General features: G+C 40.0%; 23 protein-coding genes. 14 read left to right on the top strand and 9 right to left on the bottom strand.

Going from position 1 to position 26,602, the window contains the following annotated elements; genetic code table 11:
- From QL229_RS06465 to QL229_RS06455, 3 genes are read left to right on the top strand one after another with little or no spacing between them, the layout of a single operon-like run.
- Positions 1-552, top strand: coding sequence for a YajG family lipoprotein (locus tag QL229_RS06465; RefSeq protein WP_138557280.1), 552 nt, complete (start codon positions 1-3; stop codon positions 550-552).
- A 2-nt stretch (positions 553-554) separates the two neighbouring features.
- Complete coding sequence (locus QL229_RS06460; RefSeq protein ID WP_135923732.1) at positions 555-1,172, top strand: peptidylprolyl isomerase; 618 nt, start codon at positions 555-557, stop codon at positions 1,170-1,172.
- Positions 1,173-1,210: 38 nt separating this feature from the next.
- Positions 1,211-2,590, top strand: coding sequence for an MFS transporter (locus QL229_RS06455; RefSeq protein WP_199526176.1), 1,380 nt, complete (start codon positions 1,211-1,213; stop codon positions 2,588-2,590).
- A 117-nt stretch (positions 2,591-2,707) separates the two neighbouring features.
- Here the strand turns inward: QL229_RS06455 and QL229_RS06450 are convergent, their stop codons facing one another.
- From QL229_RS06450 to erpA, 3 genes are all read right to left on the bottom strand, one after another.
- Entirely contained in the window at positions 2,708-2,947 is a 240-nt protein-coding gene (locus QL229_RS06450) for a helix-turn-helix transcriptional regulator (RefSeq protein WP_054562310.1), read from the bottom strand.
- Between the two features lie 500 nt (positions 2,948-3,447).
- The gene (locus QL229_RS06445; RefSeq protein ID WP_281546607.1) at positions 3,448-3,597 is read right to left on the bottom strand and encodes a hypothetical protein; all 150 of its coding nucleotides are present in this window, start codon (positions 3,595-3,597) and stop codon (positions 3,448-3,450) included.
- A 352-nt stretch (positions 3,598-3,949) separates the two neighbouring features.
- Positions 3,950-4,288, bottom strand: coding sequence for an iron-sulfur cluster insertion protein ErpA (gene erpA, locus QL229_RS06440; protein WP_135923730.1), 339 nt, complete (start codon positions 4,286-4,288; stop codon positions 3,950-3,952).
- Between the two features lie 234 nt (positions 4,289-4,522).
- Between erpA and QL229_RS06435 the strand changes: the two genes are divergently transcribed.
- The 6 genes from QL229_RS06435 (at position 4,523) to QL229_RS06410 (ending at position 13,992) form a co-directional block, all read left to right on the top strand.
- The gene (locus QL229_RS06435) at positions 4,523-5,863 is read left to right on the top strand and encodes a hypothetical protein (RefSeq protein WP_281546606.1); all 1,341 of its coding nucleotides are present in this window, start codon (positions 4,523-4,525) and stop codon (positions 5,861-5,863) included.
- An 88-nt stretch (positions 5,864-5,951) separates the two neighbouring features.
- A complete protein-coding gene (locus QL229_RS06430; protein ID WP_138557277.1) occupies positions 5,952-7,634 on the top strand; it encodes a chloride channel protein in 1,683 nt (560 codons plus the stop codon).
- 20 nt (positions 7,635-7,654) lie between these two features.
- On the top strand, positions 7,655-8,089 hold the full coding sequence (locus tag QL229_RS06425; RefSeq protein ID WP_135923727.1) for a CopD family protein: 435 nt from the start codon (positions 7,655-7,657) through the stop codon (positions 8,087-8,089).
- A gap of 104 nt (positions 8,090-8,193) precedes the next feature.
- The gene (locus tag QL229_RS06420) at positions 8,194-9,210 is read left to right on the top strand and encodes an aspartate carbamoyltransferase (RefSeq protein WP_138557276.1); all 1,017 of its coding nucleotides are present in this window, start codon (positions 8,194-8,196) and stop codon (positions 9,208-9,210) included.
- A gap of 72 nt (positions 9,211-9,282) precedes the next feature.
- A complete protein-coding gene (gene hemL / locus QL229_RS06415) occupies positions 9,283-10,563 on the top strand; it encodes a glutamate-1-semialdehyde 2,1-aminomutase (RefSeq protein ID WP_138557275.1) in 1,281 nt (426 codons plus the stop codon).
- 501 nt (positions 10,564-11,064) lie between these two features.
- Positions 11,065-13,992: a TonB-dependent receptor gene (locus QL229_RS06410; RefSeq protein WP_135923725.1), complete on the top strand. Its 2,928-nt coding sequence runs from the start codon at positions 11,065-11,067 to the stop codon at positions 13,990-13,992.
- Positions 13,993-14,394: 402 nt separating this feature from the next.
- Here the strand turns inward: QL229_RS06410 and mrcB are convergent, their stop codons facing one another.
- The 5 genes from mrcB to QL229_RS06385 form a co-directional block, all read right to left on the bottom strand.
- Positions 14,395-16,719 carry a penicillin-binding protein 1B gene (mrcB, locus tag QL229_RS06405; RefSeq protein ID WP_281546605.1) on the bottom strand — a complete coding sequence of 775 codons (2,325 nt, stop codon included), beginning with the start codon at positions 16,717-16,719 and terminating at the stop codon, positions 14,395-14,397.
- Between the two features lie 83 nt (positions 16,720-16,802).
- Positions 16,803-16,964: a YqaE/Pmp3 family membrane protein gene (locus QL229_RS06400; protein ID WP_135923723.1), complete on the bottom strand. Its 162-nt coding sequence runs from the start codon at positions 16,962-16,964 to the stop codon at positions 16,803-16,805.
- A gap of 160 nt (positions 16,965-17,124) precedes the next feature.
- Positions 17,125-18,354, bottom strand: coding sequence for an ammonium transporter (locus QL229_RS06395; protein ID WP_135923722.1), 1,230 nt, complete (start codon positions 18,352-18,354; stop codon positions 17,125-17,127).
- A 9-nt stretch (positions 18,355-18,363) separates the two neighbouring features.
- Positions 18,364-18,702, bottom strand: a complete 339-nt coding sequence (locus tag QL229_RS06390) for a P-II family nitrogen regulator (protein WP_054554260.1) — start codon at positions 18,700-18,702, stop codon at positions 18,364-18,366.
- A gap of 181 nt (positions 18,703-18,883) precedes the next feature.
- Positions 18,884-20,113: a response regulator gene (locus QL229_RS06385; protein WP_253038122.1), complete on the bottom strand. Its 1,230-nt coding sequence runs from the start codon at positions 20,111-20,113 to the stop codon at positions 18,884-18,886.
- 244 nt (positions 20,114-20,357) lie between these two features.
- Between QL229_RS06385 and QL229_RS06380 the strand changes: the two genes are divergently transcribed.
- The 5 genes from QL229_RS06380 to serA all read left to right on the top strand — a co-directional run bounded on the left by QL229_RS06380 (position 20,358) and on the right by serA (position 25,106).
- Positions 20,358-21,875 carry a carboxypeptidase gene (locus tag QL229_RS06380; protein ID WP_135923720.1) on the top strand — a complete coding sequence of 506 codons (1,518 nt, stop codon included), beginning with the start codon at positions 20,358-20,360 and terminating at the stop codon, positions 21,873-21,875.
- Between the two features lie 118 nt (positions 21,876-21,993).
- Positions 21,994-22,545, top strand: a complete 552-nt coding sequence (locus QL229_RS06375; protein WP_135923719.1) for a hypothetical protein — start codon at positions 21,994-21,996, stop codon at positions 22,543-22,545.
- A 13-nt stretch (positions 22,546-22,558) separates the two neighbouring features.
- The gene (locus QL229_RS06370) at positions 22,559-23,155 is read left to right on the top strand and encodes a 5-formyltetrahydrofolate cyclo-ligase (RefSeq protein ID WP_235384140.1); all 597 of its coding nucleotides are present in this window, start codon (positions 22,559-22,561) and stop codon (positions 23,153-23,155) included.
- A gap of 53 nt (positions 23,156-23,208) precedes the next feature.
- Positions 23,209-23,862, top strand: a complete 654-nt coding sequence (rpiA, locus tag QL229_RS06365; protein ID WP_135923717.1) for a ribose-5-phosphate isomerase RpiA — start codon at positions 23,209-23,211, stop codon at positions 23,860-23,862.
- Positions 23,863-23,876: 14 nt separating this feature from the next.
- A complete protein-coding gene (gene serA, locus QL229_RS06360; protein ID WP_135923716.1) occupies positions 23,877-25,106 on the top strand; it encodes a phosphoglycerate dehydrogenase in 1,230 nt (409 codons plus the stop codon).
- Positions 25,107-25,547: 441 nt separating this feature from the next.
- Here serA and QL229_RS06355 read toward each other — a convergent pair whose 3' ends face one another.
- Positions 25,548-26,483 (bottom strand): mechanosensitive ion channel family protein, encoded by a 936-nt coding sequence (locus QL229_RS06355; protein WP_281546604.1) that lies wholly within the window; start codon positions 26,481-26,483, stop codon positions 25,548-25,550.
- Positions 26,484-26,602 lie beyond the last annotated feature (119 nt).

The following is a 26,602-nucleotide window of genomic DNA, read 5'->3' as shown; positions in this document are numbered from 1 at the left end:
ATGAGAAAGTTACTTTCTTTATGTGCATTATTAGCGCTTGCTGGGTGTAGTAATCAGCCTAATCAGCTAATTTTAAACCCTGTTTATCAAAGTGGTAAAATCACCCATATAGATAGCAACGTAAGTACCAGTGTTATTGATTTAAGAGGTGATAATGTCACTCTAAAAATCATTGAATCCGGTAAAGTGAAGACTTTAGCCAGCCCAGGAATAGCAGATTCGCTCAAGAGTACCCTCGATAGCGCATTGAGTAGAAATGGAGCCAATATTTCTAACCTTGCAACAACTCGCTTTGAAGTTGACATTCATAAACTACAAGCCGTCGTAACTGAAAAACTGATGACACACACAAGTGTTGCCAGTATTGAGTTAGGTGTCCGTGTGATCAGAAATAACAGCAACTTTAGTAAGGTGTATCGAGGTGGTGCTAATTTAGAAGGGCCTTTAAGTCATGACCGTGCGAAAATTGAAAGTCAGCTTAATAAGTTGACTGAACAATTAATTACCCGCATTGTATCTGACCCAGAATTAATCGCTTATTTAGAGGGGTAACTATGAAGCGCATTCTCTTACTCAGTTTTATTTTATTATTTGCTCACAGTTCATTTGCAGCAACTGAAGGTAAGTTTATTCAAAAAGACAATATGTTTCCACGTGTTGAAATTGTCACGACACTTGGCAGCATCGTGGTTGAAATGGACCGCTCTCGTGCGCCGATTACCGTGAATAACTTTTTAACCTACGTTGCTGATGGCAGTTACCAAGGCAGTGTTTTTCACCGTGTAGAACGCGACGACGATAACGAACGCGATTTTGTGATCCAAGGCGGGGGTTATGACAAAGACTACGATGGCTTGCACGAATACGACCCTATTTTTAACGAAAGTGGTAATGGCTTAAAAAATGATATGTACAGTATCGCTATGGCGTACCAAGACCGTAAGCCGCACTCAGGCACGCGCCAATTCTTTTTTAACATGGACGACAATGACCATTTAAACCCGGGCCGCGATTGGGGCTTTGCCGTATTTGGTATGGTTATGGATGGCTATGAAACTCTTGATAAAATTATGCGTACAGAAACCGCATACAACGAAAAAATTGGTTACAGCTTTGTACCAAAAACACCTATCGTTATTTTAAACGTTAAAGTGCTTGACGCTAATCAATAATAATTAGGGGCTTCTTAGCCCCATCAATTGGCAATACTATGACAAACCCTCTTTCAATTTCAGAGTACTTTTCGTATTTCAAAGACAAACGTTTAATCAACATTTTTATCTTTGGTATCAGCAGTGGCTTTCCATGGGTGTTGATTGGCTCTGTTTTGTCGGCATGGTTAAAAGATGAGGGCCTAAGCCGAAGTATGATCGGCTTATTTGGTATAGTTTTCGGTGCTTACAGTATTAACTTTTTATGGTCTCCATTAGTTGACCGCGTCAAGTTACCATTCTTATTCAATTGGCTTGGTCAGCGCCGCAGCTGGATTTTATTGTGCCAGTCAGTCATTTTTATTGGCACCTTTGCACTTGCAGGTTTAGATATTAAAGCTAACCTCTGGTTTGCAGCGGCAATTTGTTTAGTCATTGCTATTGCATCTGCGACCCAAGATATTGCTATTGATGCATTTCGTATTGATACCTTAGCCGAGAATGAAAGCCATAAAGCTACCGCTGCAGCAGCGATGGCAACATCAGGTTGGTGGAGTGGCTATGCTTTACTTGGTGCCTTGCCTTTTTATTTAGCTGACATTCCATCAATTGACTGGCCTGAAGTTTATTTTTTCTTATCTGTTGTCATGTTATTACTGATGAGCAGTGTTTTTTGGGCAAAAGAGCCTGATTCTAACCGCGAACTTGTGCAAGCTGAACTTGAACGCACTTACCAACAAAAGTTAGCTGGTGCCAAACAAAGCAAACTGACAAAAATAATCGCATGGCTTGCTGTAACTGTTATTGATCCATTCAAAACCTTCTTTGCACGTAATGGTGTTAAAACAGCACTCGCATTATTAGCTTTTATTTTCTTATTTAAAATTGGTGAAGCCTTTTTAGGACGAATGTCTATTGTGTTCTATAAAGAAGTAGGCTTTTCGAATAGTGACATTGCCACCTTCTCGAAAGTGGGCACTGCAGTGCTTACCATCGCTTTCACATTCTTAGGGAGTCTATTTAATCAACGCTATGGCATTGTAAAGGGCTTGTTTATTAGTGGTATTGCGATGGCTGCTTCAAACTTAGCTTTTGCTTGGATTGCTATTGCGGGCCCTAAATTGAGTCTGTATGCATTTGCCATTATCGTTGATGGCTTTACCCAAGCATGGTCTCTCGTTGCTATGGTGGCATTTATATCTATGCTCTGCGACAGAGCATTTAGTGCAACGCACTACGCGCTTCTTGCCTCGTTAGGAAATTTAGGTAGAACTTTGCTTTCAAGTTACAGCGGCGTTGTAATTGATGATTGGTTAGATGGTAACTGGGCCATGTTTTTTGTGCTAACAGCACTTATGGTTATTCCATCATTGGTATTTTTGTTCTTAATTCGCCATAAGCTTTATGCGTTAGAAAACAACTACCACAAAAATAATTAACAAAATAAAAACGTATGTAAATAAAGTGTAGTTATTACAATAGCGGGGCTTAAATAGTGCATCCATGCACTATTCATACTATATGCTAGAAGTTAAAAACTTCTGGGTAGTCAACAATTATGCGTCTTTTAATAAGTTAAGACCTTCGTATGGGTCAACTTCTAGCGCATCACAATAACGCATAAACTCAATAACATCTAAACGACGCTCTTGGTTTTCAATTTTACCAATAAAAGAGTGAGGCGTACCTAACACTTGTGCAAGACTGCGCATTGTGTGACCTTTCTCATGGCGCTTCGTCTTAAGCCATTTCGTTAATTTTGAGTTTTCTTCAGAAGAAACTGTTTTACCCATCATAAAATACATCTCCTACTAGATGATTTAAATTAAAAATTTAGAGTGAAATTTTGCCCGTCTCACTCCTGAACACATTATATACTAATAACTTATGCTTTGGATGAATAATTATACAAATGTCCTTCTTTTAGGAATGGACCGCATAGTTAAACAAACTTAATTGTAGCTAAAATTAAAGCATGTGCTCTATTGCCAGTTGTTAACTGTACCAAAAAATTAATCAATTGAAACCTTATCACACTTAAATTATCGCTTTATAAACTGTAAATTTATGCTTAAAGTGTATGTAAATACTGAAAAAGGTTAAGAAATGTTTCGTATATTATTTTTGTTGCCAATTGTACTCTGTGTAGCGTGGTACCTGTTTCTTAGACACAATCGTGTACCAATTAAGCAGGGAAAAAAAGGGTTTGTATATATATTAATCGCCTCTGTATTTGTTTTGGGCTTTTTTTTACTGATGATTAAAGTGACTCAACACTAGAGTCACTTATTATTAATCAAGGCGCAACGAAGTTACCTAAACGAGCTAACGATTTCGTTTTCTTAGCACTAATAAGCAAGGAGAACTGTGTCGTATGGTCTCGAATACCAATCTGCCAATTACTGCAATAACCTATTGCAGCAACGACGTTTACTGACTGAACCACAACACAATCCCCTTATATAGATGCATGCCTAGAACCTCAAAATGAACCTATTCCTTTTATAAGTTCTTACTCAACAACCAAGCTTTCAAACTCAGCCCTTAACTTTGGCAATGCGATCTGAACAGGTTGATTGATGTGTATTTTCAGCTAGCTGCTGATTACTTGGTATTACCCGAAAGCAACTAAATTACCGTTACGATAAAACTGCTAACAACTAAGGTTTCTATTCTTTTGTTATTCTTAAACTCAGAAGCTAAAACTTACTTCTGCTGATGCGTGAGTGCATTAATGAAGGGATTAAGAGAGTATGAACAATAAAAAAGCCACATCAAGTGGCTTTTTCAAAAAATTTTTAAACGCTAAAGCTAGCTCCGCAACCACAAGTTGTTGTTGCGTTAGGGTTGTTAACGAAGAAACGTGCGCCCTCTAACCCTTCAGTATAATCTACCGTACCATCGACTAAGTATTGAATACTCATCGGGTCGACCACTAAGGTAACACCGTTTTTTTCAATCTCTAAATCGCCAGGGTTGGCTTTTTCATCAAAAGTAAAACCGTACTGAAACCCAGAACAACCACCACCTGTTACATAAACACGTAGCTTTAGATCCGGATTCTCTTCTTCTTCGATTAACTGTTTAACACGAACAGCTGCTGCATCGCTGAACTTAATTGGCAACTCATCAGACATACCGAGACCCTCAAAACCTATAATGTGGCGATTATCTAATACCCGAGTGTTTTAATCAAGTATCTCAAGGGAGCAATATCCGTACTTAATAACAGCACGGGTAGGCTATACACTTTAAACTCATCATCTTAGATAATAGGATTGCCCGCGTTTTAGCTAAAAAGACCAATAAAAATACAAAAAGGTTGTAATTTAGGCGTATAATTACTGAACGATCAATGATGATATTGTTTTATGCGAACCTATTTGTTGCCACTCATCCTATTAGTGCTGGGTATGTCGGGTAGTGTCACTGCTGCTGATAATGAAACATGGAAAATTACATCTTTAGAAGTTCCTCCCTATGCCAGCAGTAAAATGGCAAATGGCGGTAATGCGATTGCTTCATTGAGAAACACACTTGCAAAACAAGGAATTGAGCTTAATGTTGAATACTTACCATGGCAAGATGCAATCGAAAAGGCCGAACAACCGGGGTATCTAGGTTACTACCCAGCTTGGCTCTCGGAAATAAAACCAGGCTTTATCGCTTCTCCTACTATTTTTAACTCACAACTTGCTGTGTTAACAAATCAACAGAATGAACAAGCATTTGATAATTTAGAAAAGCTCTTTAGTGATAATAAAGTGGCTGTAGTCGACTCTTATGTCTATCCTGGATATATTGAGAACATAATTCAAGCTTATGATGACAGCATCATTCGAGTCGCCACCGATGAGCAGTTATTCATCTTATTAACGACTAATCAGGTTAAGTTTGTCATTTCTGCTCCTGAGATTTTAGGTTATTTTGCTATTGAAAAGGGGTTACCTCAACCGAAAATAGTCAGACAATTTACAGATTTCCCACTCGTTATTGGTATTAAAAATACACCAGAGAATCAAAGCAAACTAGCTCAACTACAGAGCTTATTTGATGACAATTCACAATTGACAACACACTATATAAAACCCAAAAAGTTATTATTTACCTATATAGATATCCCTCATATAGCGCCATTCAAACAGTTTATGGAAACTGTTTATGATGAATTAAATATCAAAACTCAACTTCAAGCCGTGCCCTCACGCAGAGGAGTGCTATTACTTAATGCTGGGATAGTCGATGGGGATATAGTTCGTTCAAAAAGCAACCTAAGTAAGTTCGATGATATTATCGTCGTTGAACCAAGCTTAGGTACCGTAAATATTGTCTTAATATGTCGTAAATCTGAAACATGTAACCGTACTAACTTAGACGATAAAAACATTAGTATTATGAGCTCGATGGGAGACCTTGAATTGCTCAAGGAGTTTAATATTCAAGCGCGTGTAATTCTAAATGAAGATTTAAACCATATATTAAGAATGCTAAAGAAAGGCCGAGTTGACAATGTGCTCTACCCTGCACTTGAAATTGATATTCATAACTTGCGAAAAGAATTTGAAGTTGTTGTACTAAGACAAATGACAGTCAATACTGTTGTACATAAAAAACATACTGGGCTCGTCCCCGAACTATCTCATGCAATTAAAGCACATTTACCTTCTCTAACGGATCAGCTGAATAGTAACCGTACCGATAACCTTCATTGAGTAAATTACTTATTAATTTCAAAATCACAAGGACTTAGTGAATTTGATTTGCTAAACTGCGGCTCAAAAGTGCTGTGAGGAAATATGCATGTGGCTTGAAAGACTAAGACGTCGTTTAGCAAAGCCTAAAACATCTGTGCAGTTGTGCTTACTTGGTGTAAGTGCAGGGTTAATTGCGGCAGTTTTAATCATTCTTTTTCGCCTCACTATCATGTTTTTCCAGAGTTTATTTCTTGAGAAACCTGATGACTTCTCAACACTACCCACTCTTGAACGAGTTCTTCTTCCGGTCAGTGCCGCCTTATTAATTGCTCTATTTGCAGCTCTAACTGGCTTTAAGCATTATCGCCTTGGCATTCCATTTGTAATACACCGCATTAAAAAACATTATGGTCATATGCCGCTTTACAACACGGTGAACCAATTTGTCGGTGGAGCATTAGCCCTGATAAGTGGTTTTTCGGTAGGTCGAGAAGGCCCTTCGGTACATATGGGTGCAACGGGCGCCAGTTTACTGGCCGATAAATTACACCTTCCACACAATGCAATGCGTACCCTAACAGGGTGTGGTGTTGCAGCCGGTATCGCCGCCTCATTTAACACCCCGCTTGCAGCCGTTATTTTCGTAATGGAGGTGGTGCTTAGAGAATATAAAGTGCATATTTTCGTGCCCATCATGCTCGCTGCGGTAACCGGCGCATTAGCGACTCAATTTGTATTTGGTGACGCTTCTGAGCTTGCACTTATTACTATGAATCCATTGAGTGGTTGGCATTACCCATTTTTAATCATCTTTGGTATGGCACTTGGTGCTGTTGCTTATGCATTTAACCAAAACTTGATGCTTATAATCCGCACCTTTAAACCGTTAAGCATGTTCCCTCGCCTATTACTAGCAGGTTTAATCGCAGGCTTAATTGCTTATATGGTTCCCCATGCAATGGGCTCAGGTATGAGTGCAATCACTATTGCCATTGAGTCACCAGATGATGTGCAGTTTTTAACTACCATCTTGATTGCCAAATTACTCGCCACCTTATTTGCTATTGGCTTGGGTATTCCTGGCGGGATCATCGGTCCTGTAATTGGGCTTGGGGTATTAATGGGCACTTTAATGGCTTTTTTTGCTCAGTTTATTAGCCCAGGAGTTGATATTACTGGTACCTACAGCATGCTTGGCATGGCAGGATTATTGGCAGCAACATTACACGCACCACTTGCTGCACTCACTACGGTTATGGAGTTAACCTCAAGTCCAGAGATTATTGTGCCAGCCATGTTGGTGATTTCAACGGCTTATGTCACGGCGTTGCAGTTTTTTGGTAACCGCTCTATTTTTATGCAGCAACTTGATTTCCAAGGGCTTGAGTATCAAATATCGCCAGCCACCGAAGCGTTACAAAAAGTCGGAGTAATGGCTGAAATGGATGAACAATTCAAGTTACTTTACAGTGATGACAAACAGCAAATCAAAGAATCGCTTGATGCCCTTGATAGCCAAACGCCGCTTATTGTGCATGATGAAGAAAACGGCTATCGTCTTGCTGAATATGATTTAAGTCTAATGTCTGATCAAAATAGTAATATCAAATACGTCAACCTTTCTGGACTAAGTAGCCAAGCAACGTTAGCCGATGCCTTTGATTTACTGAAAGATAAACGCAGCGGTGCGGTGTATATATACAACCTACTTGATAACCAACAAATTATGGGTCTTTTGCGTTGGGATCAAATCAGGCATATCCTTACCATACGCAACAGTTTGTTATAACAATTAAAATGGATACTTAAATGACTGCGCTATTAGTTTATAAAACGTTTCATGTGTTCTTTATGATCGCTTGGTTTGCCGGTATTTTTTACCTGCCTCGGCTATTCGTTTACCACGCAATGAGTGAAGAAAAAGCCTGTAACTCAATGCTAAAAGTAATGGAGCGACGTTTACTTTATTTCGTTACGCCCTTTGCCGTATTAACACTCGTGTTTGGCGTATTAACGATTTTTGAATATGGTCGTGATTGGTTTAGATACAGCATGTGGCTGCACTACAAACTGGTATTAGTGATTATTCTTTATATCTATCATGGCTACTGCTTTAAATTACTGGCTGATTTTAAGCATGATCGCAATAAACGTAGCGATCGCTTTTACCGTATTTTTAATGAAGTTCCGGTACTCATCCTTTTAGCTATAGTGGCACTGGCAATTATTAAACCTAACTTATAATTTGCTGCTGTGTACGCTAAAAATTTGCTATAGTACTGCGCAAATTTATGCGGCCTCCCATACCGAGTGCCAGCGCCCTATAAATGTGATTAGGAACAAACCCCATGCTAAGTTTCCAAGGTGAAAATATCCTGTCGGTCAATCAGCTTGATCGAGATTGTATTGAACGTATTTTTGCAGTTGCTAAGAAAATGGAGCCTTATGCTAAAAAGCAAAAGCGCACCAATGTTTTAGAGGGCGCAATTTTAGCGAACTTGTTCTTTGAACCAAGCACACGTACTCGCGTAAGTTTTGGTACCGCATTTAACTTACTAGGTGGCTTAGTCCGCGAAACAACAGGCATGCAAAGCTCTGCGCTAGCAAAAGGTGAATCGTTATATGACACCGCTCGTGTTATCTCTGCGTATGCAGATGCAGTCGCAATGCGCCACCCTGATGCAGGCTCCGTTGCTGAGTTTGCCACTGGGTGTGATGTACCAGTAATCAATGGCGGTGACGGCCCAAATGAGCACCCAACTCAAGCCCTACTTGACTTACTAACGATTGAACGTGAACTTGGCCGTTTTAACCAAAGTATCGACGGTATGCACATTGCCCTAGTGGGTGATTTAAAATACGGCCGTACTGTGCACTCTTTATCTAAGTTACTGTGTCATTATAAAGACGTTAAGTTCTCTATGGTGGCACCTGATGGCTTACAAATGCCAGACTACATTTTAGATGCTGTTGATAACGCCGGTCATAAAATTCAACTAGTAGATAAAATGGAAGGCAACTTAGCGGCTGATATTGTATATCAAACCCGCATTCAAGAAGAGCGCTTCCCTTCACAAGAAGAAGCGAACAAATACCGTGGTGGTTTTCGTATCAGCCAAGCAATTTACAATGCACACTGTAAACCAAACTCAGTACTGATGCACCCACTGCCTCGTGATAGCCGTTTAGAAGCAAACGAGCTTGATAACGATTTAAATAGCAACGACAACCTAGCAATTTTCCGCCAAGTTCAAAATGGCGTGTTAATCCGCATGGCGTTGTTTGCTCTAACCTTAGATGTTGCCGACAAAGTTGAGCAATATGAAGTCGACGTGCCTTGGTTTAGCCGTAAACGTAATAGTTAACTCGCTTCGTTTTGGGCTCTTTGAGCCCTTACAAACCAACTCATTTAACGTGACAACCCAATAGGACTATTCATGACAATTAGCCAAGATCTTTTTAATCGCGCGCAAGAATCAATCCCAGGCGGTGTAAACTCACCAGTTCGTGCCTTCAATGGCGTTGGCGGTACTCCTTTATTCATCACTAAAGCAGAAGGTCCTTTTACCTTTGATGCTGATGGTAACCGTTATATCGATTACGTTGGTTCATGGGGACCAATGATCATGGGTCATAACCACCCTGCTATTAAACAAGCGGTATTAGAAGCCGTTGAAAATGGCTTAAGCTATGGTGCACCAACCGAAACTGAAATCTTAATGGCCGAGAAAGTAAAAGAGCTGGTACCATCAATCGAAAAAGTACGCATGGTAAGCTCAGGTACTGAAGCAACCATGAGTGCAATTCGTTTAGCGCGTGGCTTCACTGGCCGTGACAAAATCTTAAAGTTTGAAGGCTGTTACCACGGTCATGCAGACTCACTACTAGTAAAAGCAGGCTCAGGCGCGCTGACTATGGGTGTACCAAACTCACCAGGTATTCCTGAAGACTTCGCTAAGCACACATTAACGGTGTCGTTTAACAACCTTGATGAAGTAAAAGCCATTTTCGCAAAATACGCTGACGAAATCGCTTGTATCATCGTTGAGCCAGTTGCTGGCAACATGAACTGTATTCCACCTGTACCAGGCTTCTTAGAAGGTTTACGTGAGGTGTGTGATGAATACAAATCTGTGCTTATTTTTGATGAAGTAATGACAGGTTTCCGTGTTGCTTTAGGTGGCGCACAAGCTTACTACAATATCAAACCAGACCTTACTTGCTTAGGTAAAGTAATAGGTGGCGGTATGCCAGTGGGTGCATTTGGTGGTAAGAAAGAAATTATGGATTACATCGCACCTGTCGGCCCTGTTTATCAAGCGGGTACATTATCAGGTAACCCAATTGCCATGGCAGCAGGCTTAAAATCGCTTGAATTATTATGCGCTGAAGGTCTACACGATGAACTAGAAGCTAAAAGTAAAGCAATTTGTGAAGGCTTTGAAGCCGCTGCGAAAAAAGCAGGCATTGCACTTACAACAAACTACGCAGGTGGAATGTACGGCTTCTTCTTTACTGATAAAGAAAAAGTAACTAGCTATCAACAAGCGACTGAGTGTGATTTAGAGCGTTTTAAAAAGTTCTTCCACTTAATGCTTGAAGAAGGCGTTTACCTAGCTCCTTCTGCTTTCGAAGCTGGCTTTGTGTGTGCTGAGCACTCTGAAAAAGAGATCAACGACACCATTGCAGCCGCAGAGCGCGCATTCGCGAAGCTTTAATCTAAAAAATAAAATAGGTCACTTTAATCGGTGGCCTATACTTCCAAACGTTTACCCCCTCAGAAAATAATAGATCAGATTATTTTCGAAAATTTAAAACCAAAAATATTATAATTAAAACATCATTTATACAAACCAAATGATTTTTTCCTGCATTTATATTTTAAAATGTAACGAAAACGACATAAAATTCCCAACAAACTGTTTTATAAGAATTAAAAGTAGAATTAAAATTTACTTAACGCAATTACATCAAGTTACATCTGTGTATTTTTTGTATAAACAAGCAAAAAATATCAACTTTAGATCGTTCCAAGGCGTTTTTTTGTAAGTTTATCGTATTTGTAATATAAAAAATTGATCTGTATGTCCCTAATGTGTTACCAATTTGTTTCACGCTTTATTTAATGGTTAAAACTCCAAATAAATAAAAAACAAAGCGTGATAGTTATTAACAAACAATAACAAATCAAAAATCTAAAATTTCACAGGGAAAGCTCAATGAAAAACAACTTTTCAAAAACATTTAAGCGTTCATTCACAGCTGCAGCTGTTGCTATGACCTTAAGTGCAGCAATGCCTGCTATGGCTGACAATGTTAATGGTGCAATCAAAGGTAACATCATTACTCAGTCTGGTGTTTCTTTAGCTGGTGCAACAATCACCATTACCGATAAGTCAAAAGGTTATGAAAAAACTCTCATTGCAGATGCAAATGGCCAGTTTAATCTTAACCAAGTACCTGTTGGTAAATATAATGTAACAGTGTCACAAGCTGGTTTTGAAAAAGCACAGATTAACGATGTAATTATCGGTGTTGGTAAAACTGCACTACTCGAGATTCCATTGGTTGAAGGTAATATAGAACGTATTGCAGTTGTTGGTGGCGCAGTTCGTGCTGTTGACGTTTCGGTTACGGAATCATCATTGAACATTAGTTCAGAAGAACTTGAATTATTACCGGTTGCTCGTTCATTAACATCAGTTGCTTTACTAGCCCCTGGTGCAACTGAAGGTGATAGTCGCTTTGGTGATCAAGCATCATTCGGTGGCTCATCTGTCGCAGAAAACGCATATTACGTAAATGGTCTTAATATGACTAACTTCCGTAACGGTTTAGGTGGCGCAACCATTCCATTCTCAGCATATGATAGCTTCCAAATTAAGACTGGTGGTTATTCGTCTGAGTTTGGTCGAACAACTGGTGGCCTAATCTCTGCAGTAACAAAATCAGGTACGAATGACTTTCACTTTGGTGTTGAGTCAATTTACTCTCCTGATTCATTAAGAGAACAAGCACCAAATTCAGTTTACTTACAAAATGATCGTTGTGAGGCTGCTGATGGTCACTGTATTGGTGATTTATTTGTTAACAACCAAGATGACTATGTAAACTCATTTGAAACAAATATTTATGCTTCAGGTGCACTAATTGAAGATACGCTTTTCTTCTACGGAATTTATACATTCCGTGATATCGAAGAAGAGTACGGTAACGCTTCTCAAACCTCTCTAACAAAAGAAAAAGATGATGACCCTTACTATCTAGCGCGTATTGACTGGAACATTAATGATGATCATCAATTAATGCTTTGGGGTTTTAGCGATGAACGCACATACTCAGAAAGCACAATCGAAGATCCTAATGGCGTTGGTAACTACACAGTAGATGGCGGTACAGCTTATCACAAACGCGGTGGTGAAAGTTTTGCAGTACGTTATACAGGTAACCTAACTGATGACTTAAGCATGTCTGCTATGTATGGTGAAGTTAAATTCTCAGAAACTGATTATTCTGACTTTGATGACTGCCCTACTGGCTATGACGCAGACTTAGGTGTTGATACTACCTGTTATGTAAACTTCACTGTAGGCGCCAATGAAGATAAGCGCGAGCAATTGCGCGTTGACTTTGATTGGTACTTAAATGATGAGCATACATTAAGATTTGGTTATGACTCAGAAACCAATACATCAGATGCAACTACGATTAACTCTGGTGGTATTTACTACTACTACAGAACATACGAAGAAGGTGCTCGCCTTCCAAACGGTTATATTCTTCCAGAAGAAATGAAAACAACTCGCGTACGTAACTATAAGAATGGTGGTGCATTTGAAGTTGAAAACTGGGCGATTTATATCGAAGATCAATGGGCTGTTACAGATAACTTAACGTTAACTTTAGGTCTACGTAATGACAGTTTCACAAACTACAATGCTGATGGTGATGAATTTGTATCTATTGATAACCAAATTGCGCCAAGATTAGGTGCATCTTGGGATATCAATGGTGACGGTGACAGTAAATTATTTATTACCGCAGGTCGATATTACTTACCTGTTGCTGCAAATACGAACATTCGCCTTGCAGGTGCCGAAACTTATATCCACACTTGGTATGAGTATGAGGGTCTTAATGCTGACGGTACTCCTGTAGGTTTGAGCAATCAATTAGGTGATATCGCAATTTCAAATGGTGGTGACGGAACTGCAAAACCTTCAAACACCCTAGCAGATAAAGACCTTGAGCCTATGTATAATGATGAAATCATTGTAGGTTATCAAGCAGCGATTAATGATGACTGGTCTTGGAGCATCAAAGGTACATACCGCACACTAGGCAATCAAATAGATGATGGCTCATACATCTTTAGAGATGAAAATGGTGAATATCTTGGTGAAAACTGGTTCTTATTCAACCCAGGTAATGGCGCAACATTTAATTTTGACTTAGATGGTGACGGTGTAACTGAAGAGTATAGTTTCACAGCTGAAGAGCTAGGTTATCCTGAAGCTAAACGTCGTTACGCTGCCGTTGACCTTTCAATTGAGAAAAGTTGGGATGAGGTTTGGTCTTTAAAAGCACTATACACTTGGTCACATAACTACGGTAACACAGAAGGTTTTGTTAAATCTGATAATGGTCAAGATGATGCTGGTTTAACACAAGACTGGGATTACCCTTATCTTATGGATGGTGCTAACGGTAACTTACCAGCAGACCGTCGTCACAATATTAAAGTTTACGGTGCATACGCAGTTACTGAAAACTTCTTAGTAGGCGCAAATCTAAATGTTGCTTCTGGTCGTCCTTGGACAGCATTAGGTGCGGGCTATACACCAAACCCAGACTTATATGATTATGGCGATACTTATTATGTTGGTGATAAACGCTACCCTCGCGGCAGCATGGGAACAACTCCCTGGACAGCGCGATTAGATCTTAACTTTACGTACAACCTGCATTTTAATGACCAAAAAGTACGCTTCGCATTAGATATTTTCAATGTATTTGATGCAGCTACAGCAACTCGTTATGACGAAGTTGCTGAAATAGCGGCTGGTGATGACAGTGCAACATTTGGTTTAGCGGAAAGTTATCAATCTCCTCGTCGAGTCCAACTATCTGCTTCTTATGACTTTTAATTTCGATTAAATTAGTAAGATAAGCAACGATTCTAAAAGCCTCATTATGAGGCTTTTATTTTTTAATATTTACAACTAGTAGTGCTGCAATAATTAGTCGATATTTATCTGAAGTAAATCAAGCAACCTTATAAAATACAAATGAAAGCATGAGGAAGGAGCAAGACTTCAAAATAAAATCATACTAATGGTAGGTTAATAGCTGTCACAGCATCAATGTCTGATTTAGGCATACAAGAATAACTAATTATTCTACAAGTCATCCAATAAAGTACTGCAATTCAAACTCTATAAACGTCAGTTCGCTTGCCAGAAACACTGAAGGAAGTGCATTCATGGCAATCTACAACATACAAAATTTAGCTCAATTATACATTGAGCTAAATAGTTTCAGGGCCAAGTTTAACGCTGACAATTAGGCCTTGGCTCAAACTCGCTGGCACGAATGGGGAGCTGTACAACCTTGCCGCATCCAGGAGGCGCTTGCAGGCCGGTTTCTTCGTTAATAAAGGCCCAACGAATAGAAGCTGGGCGTGTATCAGCTATAGCTTCAGGATTGAGTGGTTTAAGGTAGCGAATATAGGCTTCTAGTGCACCAACACTGCCTGTTAAACCAGTGCTCTTGTTATCGTCGCGACCAATCCATGCAACAGTAACTGTGTTTTGGTCAAAACCTGCAAACCAACTATCGCGCAAGTCATTACTGGTGCCTGTTTTACCAGCAAGCTGAATTGATGGAAAGTGGGCATTTAAACGCTTTGCTGTACCGTCTTTGGTCACTCGTTTCATTGCGTATTTGGTCATGTAGATTGATGCATCGTCAAAGCGTTTTTGTGAGGTGACATCATGTTTATAAAGCACTTTACCTACTGAGTCTGTCAGTGCTGAAATAGACGTTAACTCGCGGTACTGACCATCTGCAGCAAGCGTTGTATAAAGCTGCGCGACTTCAAAGCTAGAAAGCTCAAGTGCACCTAAAAGTAATGATGGATATTGATCAATACGCCCATCTACACCTAAACGCTTCAAGGTATCAGCCACTTTATCCACACCAACATCAAGACCCGTGTTAACCGCAGGAATATTTATACTGTTACTAAATGCTTTGTATAGTGGCATTGGTCCGCGGAACTGCTTATCAAAGTTCTCTGGTTGCCATACTTTGCCCTGTTCGTTAGTCACTTGCAGCGGTGAGTCATCCACTAAAGTGGCAACATTAAACTGACCACTTTCAAATGCCGTTAAATAAACTGCTGGCTTAACTAATGAGCCAATATTACGTTTGGTATCTAGTACACGGTTAAAGCCAAAATAACGTACATCACGGCCTGCAACTAGCGCCGACACTCCACCTTTTTCAACATTAACAGAGATCATCGCTGCCTCAAGCTCTTCTGTTTTAGGGCGTCTTTCAAGATACGGCAAGCTTGCTTCAATCGACTCTTCCATAGCCGTTTGCTTTTGTAAGTCAAAATAGGTAAAGACACGTACTCCGGCATCTAACACTTGCTGATCTGGTAGTAGGCGCTTTAATTCTCGGTTAACTAATTCTAAGTAACCCGGATACGACTTTTGCAGGCTGTCTTTCATTGGTGCAATATCAATAGGACGCTTTAATGCCGCGCGATATTCACGTGTATCAATAAGCTTGTTTTCAACCATTAATCGCAGCACTAAATCACGGCGCTCCATTGCGCGCTCACTATAACGGCGCGGATTGTAATACGATGGCCCTTTTACCATAGCAACTAACAACGCAATTTGGTCGTATTCAAGTTCATCCACAGGTTTTGAGAAATAAAACTCAGCGGCTAGGCCCATACCATGAACACCTTGATTGTAAGACTGACCTAAATACACTTCATTGAGGTAGGCCTCTAAAATTTCATCTTTGCTGTAGCGGTAATCTAGAATTAAGGCAATTAGCGCCTCATTAAATTTACGTACCAAAGAGCGCTCACGAGTTAAGTAGATATTTTTTGCTAACTGCTGAGTTAAAGTACTGCCGCCCTGTACGGTACGCCCTGCTTTGATATTGCTATACAAAGCACGCATAATTGACCACACCGATACGCCGTGATGGTCATAGAAATTACGGTCTTCAACCACCAGCAAGGTGTCTTTTAGCATTGGCGGAAATTTATCAAGCGGTACAAACTCACGATCTTGCTTTGAGTCATTGCCGATACGTGCAATTTGTACTGGCTCTAACCGTGCGCTATTCAAACGGCGACCAAATTTATCTTTAATTGTTGCTAACTTTTGTCCCGAAAAACGCAGCTCAATAACATGTGCATCTTCAAGGCCGTCATAAAATTCAAATTCACGGCGATACACTTTAATGCTGTTAGCAGATTTAACATACTGACCTGTTCGGCTGAGTTTATTTACTGAAGAGTAATTTAAGCGGTTTAACTCCCAAATAACTTCTTGCTGGGATAAATATTGTCCAGGATAAAAACTCATTGCACGCGCATAGACTTGGGCTGGTAACTGCCACTTATTCCCCTCAAATTGGCGGGTAATTTTGGCATCAAGGTAAATAAGGTACAGTGTCATAGCAATGACAACTGCTAAAGAAAGCTTCCAAAATATTGACCAAAGCTTTCTTAGAATCCCCGCTTTAGTAGCATTTTTAGGTGAATTTTTACGCTTAGAAGAAGAGCGTGAAGATGCCGCTTTAGTTTTTGATGACGACTTTTTTGCAGGTGTTTTTTTATCAGCCATTGAGTTCGCTATTGATCAGTTAATTTTACAGGACAAGCTAGGCAATATTAACACCTGTAAAATTAACAGTCACTTAAACTCGGTTAGCGTGTGCACAACCATAGCGAGTGAATTACGGCAGGAATAAAAAAGATAAAACATAAAATAATGTTAATGATTAAATCTTTACCTGCTCCCGCTTTTAAAAATACCGCAACAGGCGGTAAAAATAGCGAGATAATAATAAGCAACAGTTTGTTATCCATAATTTTTCCTTGTTAGATTGGAACCTTAAGCATAGCTAATAATTGACTAAATCGCCTATCAGAAAAGACTTATTTAATTGCAAAAAAGCCCTACCTAAGTAGAGCTTTGATTTGAACACACAATGATTTGTTTTTGTGCGTGTAAAAACACGCACAAAGATTAGTTACTGCGAACTGATACAAACTCAGGGTACGCATCAATACCACAGTCATGTTGATCCATACCGTTCAGTTCTTCTTCTTCGGTAACGCGGATACCCATAGTATTTTTTAGAATTGCCCATACGATTGATGACGCGATGAACACAAATCCTAAGATACATACTAAGCCAATCAACTGATTAACGAAGGTTGCATCTGAGTTTGAAAGTGGTACTAACATAATACCTAAAGCACCACATACACCGTGTACAGAGATAGCACCTACAGGGTCATCGATTTTAGCTTTATCAAGTGCAACGATGCTAAATACAACCAAAGAACCACCAAGAAGACCCAGTAAACAAGCAAGTAATGGAGTTGGTGATGCAGGCTCAGCTGTAATAGTTACCAGACCAGCTAATGCACCATTAAGCACCATAGTTAGATCGGCTTTGCCCCAAAGTACTTTACACACCATAAGTGCAGCAATTGCACCACACGCAGCGGCAGCGTTAGTATTAACGAAGATTTTACCTACTGCTGTTGCATTTTCAGCGTCAGAGATAAGCAGTTGTGAACCACCGTTGAAGCCAAACCAACCCATCCAAAGGATTAATGTACCTAGTGTTGCTAACGGTAGGTTAGAACCAGGAATTGGGTAGATTTCACCGTTTTTGCCATATTTACCTTTACGAGCACCTAGGAAAAGCACACCTGCAAGAGCGGCTGCTGCACCTGCGCCATGAACAATTGCAGAACCAGCAAAGTCAACAAAGCCCATCTCAGATAAGAAGCCTGCGCCCCAAGTCCAGTAACCTTCGATTGGGTAAATGAAACCAGTTAAAACAACAGTGAAAATTAAGAATGCCCATAACTTCATACGCTCAGCAACCGCACCAGATACGATTGACATAGCCGTTGCTACGAACACAACTTGGAAGAAGAAATCAGACTCTAAAGAGTGATCTGCATCAGCAGCTTGAGTGCCAATTAATGCACCAAATGAAGGGATAAAACCACCTTCTGCGTTATCAACATACATGATGTTGTAACCCACTAATAAAAACATAGTGCAGGCAATAGAGAATAGTGCTACGTTTTTGGTTAGTATTTCTGTTGTATTTTTTGCACGCACTAAACCTGCTTCTAGCATAGCGAAACCAGCCGCCATCCACATTACTAAAACACCCGACATCAAAAAGTAAAATGTGTCGAGCGAGAACTTCAACTCTACAATCGTGTTTTCCATAATTCCCCCTTAAATTGCTTCTTCATCAAGTTCGCCTGTACGAATACGGACGATTTGGTCTAGGTCGTAAACAAAAATTTTGCCGTCACCAATTTTGCCTGTTGAAGCAATTTTTGTGATGGTTTCAACAACGCGTTGACAATTTTCGCTACGAGTTGCAATTTCAAGTTTGATTTTTGGAATAAAATCGACTTGGTATTCAGCTCCACGATATAGTTCAGTGTGACCACGTTGACGGCCAAAGCCTTTAACGTCGACAACTGTCATCCCCTCAATGCCTAAATCAGCCAGTGCTTCACGCACATCATCAAGTTTGAATGGCTTTATTATTGCACTAATCATTTTCATAGTGGCCCCCTTCGGACGCTTATTGTTATCCTGTTGGTGTATGTAATCCAACCTTTGTGCCACTATTTTTTATTATTAATATTCAATGATTTATATTTTAATATTGGTTTTTAAACAAAAAAAATGCACCCATATGGTGCATTTTCTTAACAATTAACCTGAGCTGGTGCAATTTACTCAATTATTGAATAACTAAGCAATTTCGCTGTTGTTGCTTGGCTTGATATAGCGCTTTATCTGCAATACGCATAGCAGCTGTTAACGACACTTTTTGAAATGGAGTCATACCAATACTCATGGTCAATGAATAAGGCTCACCATTAATAGAAAAGGCATGGCTGGCTAACTGCTCTCTGAATATATTTAATCGCTGCTCTGCCTTTTTTAGATCCATATTATTGAGCACAACTGCAAACTCTTCACCACCAATACGTGCCACGGTAAAATCATCAAACTTTGCTTTTAAGAATGATGCGACTTGCTTAAGCGCCTGATCACCCGCTTCGTGACCAAATTGATCATTAACATTCTTGAAGTAATCAATATCAAGCAAGGCTAAAACATTCTCTTGTTCAACATTCTTTAATATTTTTTCGGCGTATTGATAAAAATAGCGTCTATTGTGTAAGCCTGTTAAATGGTCGCGATATGCACTTTCTTTAATATCGGCTATTAGAGCGAGTTGTTCCATGGTTTGCATAACACGGCAATGAAACTCTTCATTCATAAATGGCTTTGTTAAAAAGTCATTAGCGCCGTATTTAATAAAGCGCGCCGATAAACCATGCTTACCAGCCCCCGACAAACCAATAATGGCTAAGTCATCGCGGCCGCGGAAATTACGCACCGCTTTAACCAACTCAAAACCATCCATTGTTGGCATTGCATAGTCAGTAAGTAACAATTTAATTTCTGGGTCGTCTTTGAGCATTTGCAACGCTTGCTCACCGTCTTGGGCATCACTCACTGCAAATAATTGCTTTTCGAGCATTTGCTTCATTAAAGTGCGGCTCAATACTGAGTCATCGGCCACCAGCGCTTTGCTACCATCGTTTCTGAGTAATTGTGCAACTAACTTTATTGCGTAATGGTACGAATCACGATTATCTTTAACGACATAATCAACCACACCAAGCTCTAACATTTGTTGGCGGATGTACTCATCAATTTTAGAGGTCAAGACAACGGTCGGAATATTCTTTGAAAGCGTGTACTTAGCCACTTCACCATTCATTGCATCTGGCAAGGTTAAATCGACCAATGCTAAAGTATAATCGTGTTCAGCAATTAAATTTATCCCTTCTTTTAGGGACCACGCAAAGTCGACAGCGACATCGAGATAGTGAGCAGCCAAGTGACGTAACACTTGCTGCACCACCTTACTGTCTTCAACAACTAACACTCTTTGCATTATAACTTCTCTTTTCTAAGCGCACGTGCACAGATTATAAACACGCTAAATATACGCCATTTTTCAATCTAGCTAAATAATTAAGCAAATTATCTTTAGTAAAAAAAAGGATTTTTTTGTTATTTGCTCATGATTTTCGGTTAATTTCCACTTCAACAGCGAATATTGGTCACTAGTCTCATTAGTTTGTCATCGAGTTAGCTTTAATTTTTAATAGCTATAAATCGAATAATAAGGAATCAACATGAAACTAGTTAGTTTTATTGGCTTATCGGTAACAGCACTGACACTGACCTTTAGCACTCCTAGCTTTGCAGATAACGCACGTCGCATTGATGTCGACAGCAAAGTAGTCACAGAGCATAAAGCACGCATTAACGGCGAGCGCTTTTCATATACCGCCGCCACTGGTACGCAACCCGTTTGGGATGAGCAAGGCAATGCCGTTGCAACGTTGCAATATACTTATTATACCCGTGACAAAGTAGACGATAGAACAAAACGCCCTCTGGTATTTTCGTTCAACGGTGGCCCAGGTTCTGCATCAGTGTGGATGCACCTTGCTTATACTGGACCACGTGTATTAAAAATTGATGACGAAGGCTACCCTGTTCAACCTTATGGCGTAAAAGATAACCCTTATTCAATTTTAGACGTAGCAGATATTGTTTATATCAACCCGGTTAATACCGGCTATTCACGTGTACTTGAAAACGAAAAGGGTGAGCTGCCAAGTAAATCAGATCAACAAAAAATGTTTTTTGGTGTTAACGCTGACATCAAATACTTAGCAGAGTGGCTAAATACCTTTGTTTCTCGCAACGAGCGCTGGCGCTCACCTAAGTTTTTAATTGGTGAGAGCTATGGTACAACACGTGTATCAGGTCTTGCGCACGAATTACAAAACCGCCAATGGATGTATATCAACGGCGTTATTTTAGTTTCACCAACTGAGATTGGTATTAAACGTGAAGGCCCGGTAGAAGCAGCTAACCGCCTACCTTACTTTGCAGCAACAGCTTGGTACCACAAAGCCCTCAGCGCAGATTTACAAGCAAAAGACTTAGACGAGTTACTTCCTGAAGTAGAACAGTTCACCGTGAATAAGTTCTTACCAGCAATTGCTAAAGGTGGCTTTTTACCTGCAGATGAAAAGCGTGCAATTATCAAACAAGCAGCAAAATACGCAGGCTTATCTGAGAAGTTTGTTGAGCAAAACAACCTTGATATTCCAACTAATTTCTTTTGGAAAGAATTATTACGTGACCGCGGTCAAACTGTTGGTCGTTTAGACTCTCGTTATCTAGGTATTGATAAACGTGATGCTGGTGAGTCACCAGATTACTGGGCTGAGCTTACCTCATGGTTACACTCATTCACGCCAGCAATTAACTATTACCTACGTGAAGAGCTTAACTACAAAACAGATATCAAATATAACCTATTTGGTAATGTTCACCCGTGGGATCGCAGCGGCAACAATACCGGCGAAAACTTACGTTTAGCAATGGCGCAAAACCCTTACTTAAATGTAATGATTCAATCAGGTTACTATGATGGTGCAACTAACTACTTTGATGCTAAGTACACAATGTGGCAATTAGACCCAAGTGGTAAAATGAAAGATCGCCTAAGCTTTAAGGGTTATCGCAGCGGACACATGATGTATTTACGTCATGCAGATCTTGAGTCTTCAAATAATGATCTACGCGAGTTTATCCTTAACTCGTTGCCAGCTGAAGGCAAAGCAGCAAAATACTAAATAAATATTTTGTTCATTTATAAAGAAAAAGCCCGTTTTGTACGGGCTTTTGTTTATCCATTGATCTATTTAGGTTTATACTTTTGTTATCTACATTAAGGATTAGGATAACTAAAAGATGGCAGACAAATTTCGTGTGATGTTTGCAGGACTTGAGGCTGGTATTGATCAAACACATGCCACAGAGCAACTAGCTAGCAAGCTTAAAACCAGCACAAACAAAGTAGCTGGATTTTTCGAGCATAAGCCAATATTCGCTCCTTGCGAGCAAGAAAAGGCTCTTAAGCAAGCGAAGCTATTAGCCAGTGTAGGTATAAAAGCAAAGCTACAACCTCTTAGCCAATCGCAATCCACTAGCAGCCTAGATGCAAAGCAACGTGATGAACGTATATTTGATGCGCTTGATTACATCACTAGTAGTTTGATCCGCCTAGAAGAAAAGCTCGATGACTTAGAACAACGTTTACCTGATGTTGAAAAGAGCAGTAATAGCGATCAAGATGAAAGCTGGCAAGATGATGAGCTTCTACTTGATGAAGAACTCGCTGAACCTGTAAAAAAACGCTCAAATACCCTACTCTACTCTTTGATTGCGATGGTGATTGTTTTATTGATCATTCTTGGTATTGTGGAGTTATTCCCTGAGCTTTTCTCTTTCTTAGAAAGTTGATGTATATATTGACATGAGCAACACACGAACAGAAATTAGACAATCCATCCGAAAAAAGCGTAATTCACTGACCGAAGAGCAGCAAAAAAATGCAGCAATTACGCTTAAAATGAAATTTACTCAACACATAAAATCATTAGAAACTCCTCAAAAAGCGCGTATAGGCATCTATTTTAGCAATGATGGAGAACTTGACACATCATTGTTAATTAAAGATTTATGGCAAAAAAAACACTCTTTATACCTACCTATTATCCATCCCTTCAACGGTACAACTTTATACTTTCAGAGGTATGAAGAAAATTCACCCATGACTGTTAATCGCTATGGTATCTTGGAGCCCAAGTTGAATTGCAGTCAAATATGTCCTTTAGACAAGCTTGATATTTTACTTATGCCATTAGTGGCATTTGACGATCAAGGTAACCGTTTAGGAATGGGCGGTGGGTTTTATGACAAAACGTTGGCTCGGTATTACCAAGAAAATTGGCAAAAACCGATATTAATCGGTCTTGCGCATCAATGTCAGCATGTAGCTGCATTACCTATTGAATCGTGGGATGTACCGTTAAAACACATTATAACCCCAGAGAAAATCTACCAATGGTAAGCAAACTCTTTGTATACTATAGGCCTCTCTGATAGCTAACTGAGCACATAATTATGACGCAAGATGAATTAAAAAAAGCCGCTGCCTGGGCAGCACTCGAGTTTGTAAATGAAAACACCATTGTTGGTGTAGGTACAGGCTCTACAGTGAATCATTTTATTGATGCACTTGGTACTGTAAAAGACACCATTGTTGGTGCAGTTTCAAGCTCTGAAGCTTCTACTGAAAAGTTAAAAGCACTCGGTATTGAAGTGTTTGAGTTAAACGACGTATCAAGCCTTGATGTGTATGTTGATGGCGCTGACGAAATCAATCCACATAACGAAATGATCAAAGGCGGTGGTGCTGCGCTAACACGCGAGAAAATCGTTTCAGCGGTAGCAAAACAATTTGTTTGTATTGTTGATGAATCAAAAGAAGTTGCAACATTAGGCGCATTTCCACTTCCAGTTGAAGTGATCCCAATGGCACGCAGTTATGTAGCCCGCGAGCTTGTAAAACTAGGTGGAGATCCAGTTTACCGTGAAGGTGTTGTAACTGATAACGGCAACGTCATTTTAGATGTGCACAATTTAGACATCAGCAATGCCAAAGAATTAGAGCTAACAATCAACCAGATTGTTGGTGTAGTAACTAACGGCTTATTTGCCCATCGCGGTGCAGATAAAGTCATTATCGGCACCAAAAATGGGCCGCAAATAAAGTAAATAGGAATGAGGATATGAGTAAGGTATCGTTAGCAAAAGACAAAATTAAAATTCTCTTGCTGGAAGGCGTGCACCAAAGTGCTGTAGAAACGCTTAAACGTAATGGCTACAGTAATATTGATTACGTAAAAACTTCCTTACCTGAAGACGAGCTCATCGAGCGCATTAAAGATGTGCACTTTGTAGGCCTTCGTTCTCGCACTCATATTAGTGAAGCGGTATTAGAAGCAGCAGAAAAGCTAGTCGCTATCGGCTGCTTCTGTATCGGTACTAACCAAGTCGACCTGCAAGGTGCCCGTGAGCGTGGTATTGCGGTATTTAACGCACCATTCTCAAACACTCGTTCTGTTGCAGAATTAGTACTTGGTGAAATCTTATTATTACTTCGTGGTATTCCACAGCGTAATGCCCTAGCACACCGTGGCGGTTGGTTAAAATCAGCCAACGGTTCATTTGAAGCGCGTGGTAAAACCTTAGGTATTATTGGTTACGGTCACATTGGTACACAGCTAGGTATCATGGCAGAAAATATCGGTATGAACGTTGAGTTTTACGATATTGAAGACAAACTAACACTCGGTAACGCAACGCAAGTTCATAACCTAACTCAGTTATTACAGCGTGCTGATGTTATTAGCTTACACGTACCAGAAACACCGCAAACGAAGAACCTAATTGGAATGGCAGAGCTTGAAGTAATGAAGCAAGGCGCTATTCTAATTAACGCTTCTCGCGGAACAGTTGTTGATATTGATGCACTGGCTGAATCACTTCGTGAAAACAAGCTAAGCGGTGCTGCAATCGATGTATTCCCTGTAGAACCTAAGTCAAATGATGAAGAGTTTGTATCACCGTTACGCGAGTTCGATAACGTGATTTTGACACCACACATTGGTGGTTCAACACAAGAAGCACAAGAAAATATCGGTATTGAAGTAGCGGGCAAACTTGCTAAATACTCAGATAATGGTTCAACCATTACTGCAGTTAACTTCCCTGAAGTATCACTGCCAGAACTTGCAAACCGCAGCCGTTTATTACACGTACACCACAACCGCCCAGGTGTTCTAACGCAAATTAACCAAGCGTTTGCACAGCACGGTATCAACATCGCAGCCCAGTACTTACAAACTGACGAAGCGATTGGTTACGTAGTAATTGATGTCGATACAGACCAATCAGAAGTCGCTCTTAAAGAGCTAAGTGCTGTTGAAGGTACAATCAGAGCACGTATCCTTCACTAATCATTGGCATATCGAAAAAAAGCGCAAACAGTTAAACTGCTTGCGCTTTTTTTGTAGGACAAAACTTCAAGCACGTAAGTTGGTTTGAGCACAGCGAAACCCAACACGGGAACCGAGCTTTAAGCCGTAAATTTTAAGCTCTAAGTTAGAATAGCTAATCGTAGGCGTGAAATTTATTTCGCGCGAATTTACGCTCCTAACGTCCTTTATATTATTTAACAGGTTCAGGTTATTTATGTTAATTCTCAGATATCGACATAATGCATCACTATGCTCAAATCAGCCTCGGCTTGAATATTAAGTTTATAATTTCCCATCCTTACTCGCTTCTTCCTTTAAACTAGCTAACATTTGACTTGGTGATTGATCTGAGAGTCCTCTTTTCTCTCCTTCTCAGAACCACACTTCCCTGTGTAAATCACGCCGATGAGTCAGTAAATTTTACTCATCGGTTTGCGGTTTTTCAGTGTCTTTATTCTGCTGTTTTTCGCTTATCATGGCGTTTAATTTCTCACCGCCTTTGATGCCAAAATCTAACGTGCGAATTGGGAATGGGATGGTTATGTCAGCTTCGCTTAGGGCGTTTCTAACTGCCACAACAGCCTTGTGGCGTACTGTCATGAAATCCGCTTCGCCGGGGTATTTAATCCAAAACCAAACTAGTAAGTTAACGCTACTATCACCAAAGCTTTCGGCGTAAACAGCGGTTTCTTCTTGCTTAATTACAAAATCAAACTCATTGATTTTTTTAACAATCACCTCTGCGGCTTGCTCGGGGTCATCGGCATACGAAATACCCACAGGCACTTCGATACGACGCACACCTAAGGTACTGTAGTTACTGAGTATGTTCCTAAATAAAATCTTGTTAGGGACTAAGATAAGTTGCCCATAAAAGTTCTCAATGAGGGTGTTTCTAAGGTTAATCGCCCGTACAGTACCAAACACGCTTTCGGTGCGAATAACATCGCCAGTTTTAAATGGCTTGCGAATACCCATAGCAATACCCGCTATAAGGTTCTCTGTCATGTCCTGAAAGGCAAAACCAATCGCAAGACCAACAATACCAGCACCAGCAAGTAAAGAGGTGACTGTGCCTCTAAGTCCCAAGAAATCAAGGGCTACAAATAAGCCTACGCATAGCACAATAACCTTTGCTATCGATGACATTAAGTCCGCTATTTGCGAAGACTCTAATGAGCGACGTAATAGCTTTCTGAGCATTGAACCAACAAGACGCGCCAGCAATGAAAATACAATGGTGATAACTACTGCGACAATAAAGTTTGGAATATGGCTTATGATGATATCAATCCAGCCACCGAGTTTTTCTTCTATTAGCTTTTCAGCTTCACTTACTGTCGGAATTTTTAACATTTTTATACCTTGATGAATTAATTACTCAACAGGGTATTTGCAAGATAAGCGCCATTTCTAATTGGGTGTATTAAAACCATAAAAAAAGCCGTGCTAAGCACGGCTTCTCTAATTCATTT

This window comes from Pseudoalteromonas sp. PAR1, assembly GCF_947311895.1.
GTDB classification, from domain to species: domain Bacteria; phylum Pseudomonadota; class Gammaproteobacteria; order Enterobacterales; family Alteromonadaceae; genus Pseudoalteromonas; species Pseudoalteromonas lipolytica_C.
This window is presented reverse-complemented; position numbering and strand designations above follow the sequence as displayed.

Coding starts and splice junctions, on each gene's coding strand:
- hemL (WP_138557275.1), top strand. CDS start 9,283: ATGACAATTAGCCAAGATCTTTTTAATCGCGCGCAAGAATCAATCCCA.
- QL229_RS06410 (WP_135923725.1), top strand. CDS start 11,065: ATGAAAAACAACTTTTCAAAAACATTTAAGCGTTCATTCACAGCTGCA.
- QL229_RS06435 (WP_281546606.1), top strand. CDS start 4,523: ATGCGAACCTATTTGTTGCCACTCATCCTATTAGTGCTGGGTATGTCG.
- QL229_RS06390 (WP_054554260.1), bottom strand. CDS start 18,702: ATGAAAATGATTAGTGCAATAATAAAGCCATTCAAACTTGATGATGTG.
- QL229_RS06395 (WP_135923722.1), bottom strand. CDS start 18,354: ATGGAAAACACGATTGTAGAGTTGAAGTTCTCGCTCGACACATTTTAC.
- serA (WP_135923716.1), top strand. CDS start 23,877: ATGAGTAAGGTATCGTTAGCAAAAGACAAAATTAAAATTCTCTTGCTG.
- QL229_RS06425 (WP_135923727.1), top strand. CDS start 7,655: ATGACTGCGCTATTAGTTTATAAAACGTTTCATGTGTTCTTTATGATC.
- QL229_RS06370 (WP_235384140.1), top strand. CDS start 22,559: ATGAGCAACACACGAACAGAAATTAGACAATCCATCCGAAAAAAGCGT.
- QL229_RS06455 (WP_199526176.1), top strand. CDS start 1,211: ATGACAAACCCTCTTTCAATTTCAGAGTACTTTTCGTATTTCAAAGAC.
- mrcB (WP_281546605.1), bottom strand. CDS start 16,719: ATGGCTGATAAAAAAACACCTGCAAAAAAGTCGTCATCAAAAACTAAA.
- QL229_RS06430 (WP_138557277.1), top strand. CDS start 5,952: ATGTGGCTTGAAAGACTAAGACGTCGTTTAGCAAAGCCTAAAACATCT.
- QL229_RS06385 (WP_253038122.1), bottom strand. CDS start 20,113: ATGCAAAGAGTGTTAGTTGTTGAAGACAGTAAGGTGGTGCAGCAAGTG.
- QL229_RS06460 (WP_135923732.1), top strand. CDS start 555: ATGAAGCGCATTCTCTTACTCAGTTTTATTTTATTATTTGCTCACAGT.
- QL229_RS06355 (WP_281546604.1), bottom strand. CDS start 26,483: ATGTTAAAAATTCCGACAGTAAGTGAAGCTGAAAAGCTAATAGAAGAA.
- QL229_RS06375 (WP_135923719.1), top strand. CDS start 21,994: ATGGCAGACAAATTTCGTGTGATGTTTGCAGGACTTGAGGCTGGTATT.
- QL229_RS06420 (WP_138557276.1), top strand. CDS start 8,194: ATGCTAAGTTTCCAAGGTGAAAATATCCTGTCGGTCAATCAGCTTGAT.
- QL229_RS06450 (WP_054562310.1), bottom strand. CDS start 2,947: ATGATGGGTAAAACAGTTTCTTCTGAAGAAAACTCAAAATTAACGAAA.
- QL229_RS06465 (WP_138557280.1), top strand. CDS start 1: ATGAGAAAGTTACTTTCTTTATGTGCATTATTAGCGCTTGCTGGGTGT.
- QL229_RS06380 (WP_135923720.1), top strand. CDS start 20,358: ATGAAACTAGTTAGTTTTATTGGCTTATCGGTAACAGCACTGACACTG.
- QL229_RS06400 (WP_135923723.1), bottom strand. CDS start 16,964: ATGGATAACAAACTGTTGCTTATTATTATCTCGCTATTTTTACCGCCT.
- rpiA (WP_135923717.1), top strand. CDS start 23,209: ATGACGCAAGATGAATTAAAAAAAGCCGCTGCCTGGGCAGCACTCGAG.
- erpA (WP_135923730.1), bottom strand. CDS start 4,288: ATGTCTGATGAGTTGCCAATTAAGTTCAGCGATGCAGCAGCTGTTCGT.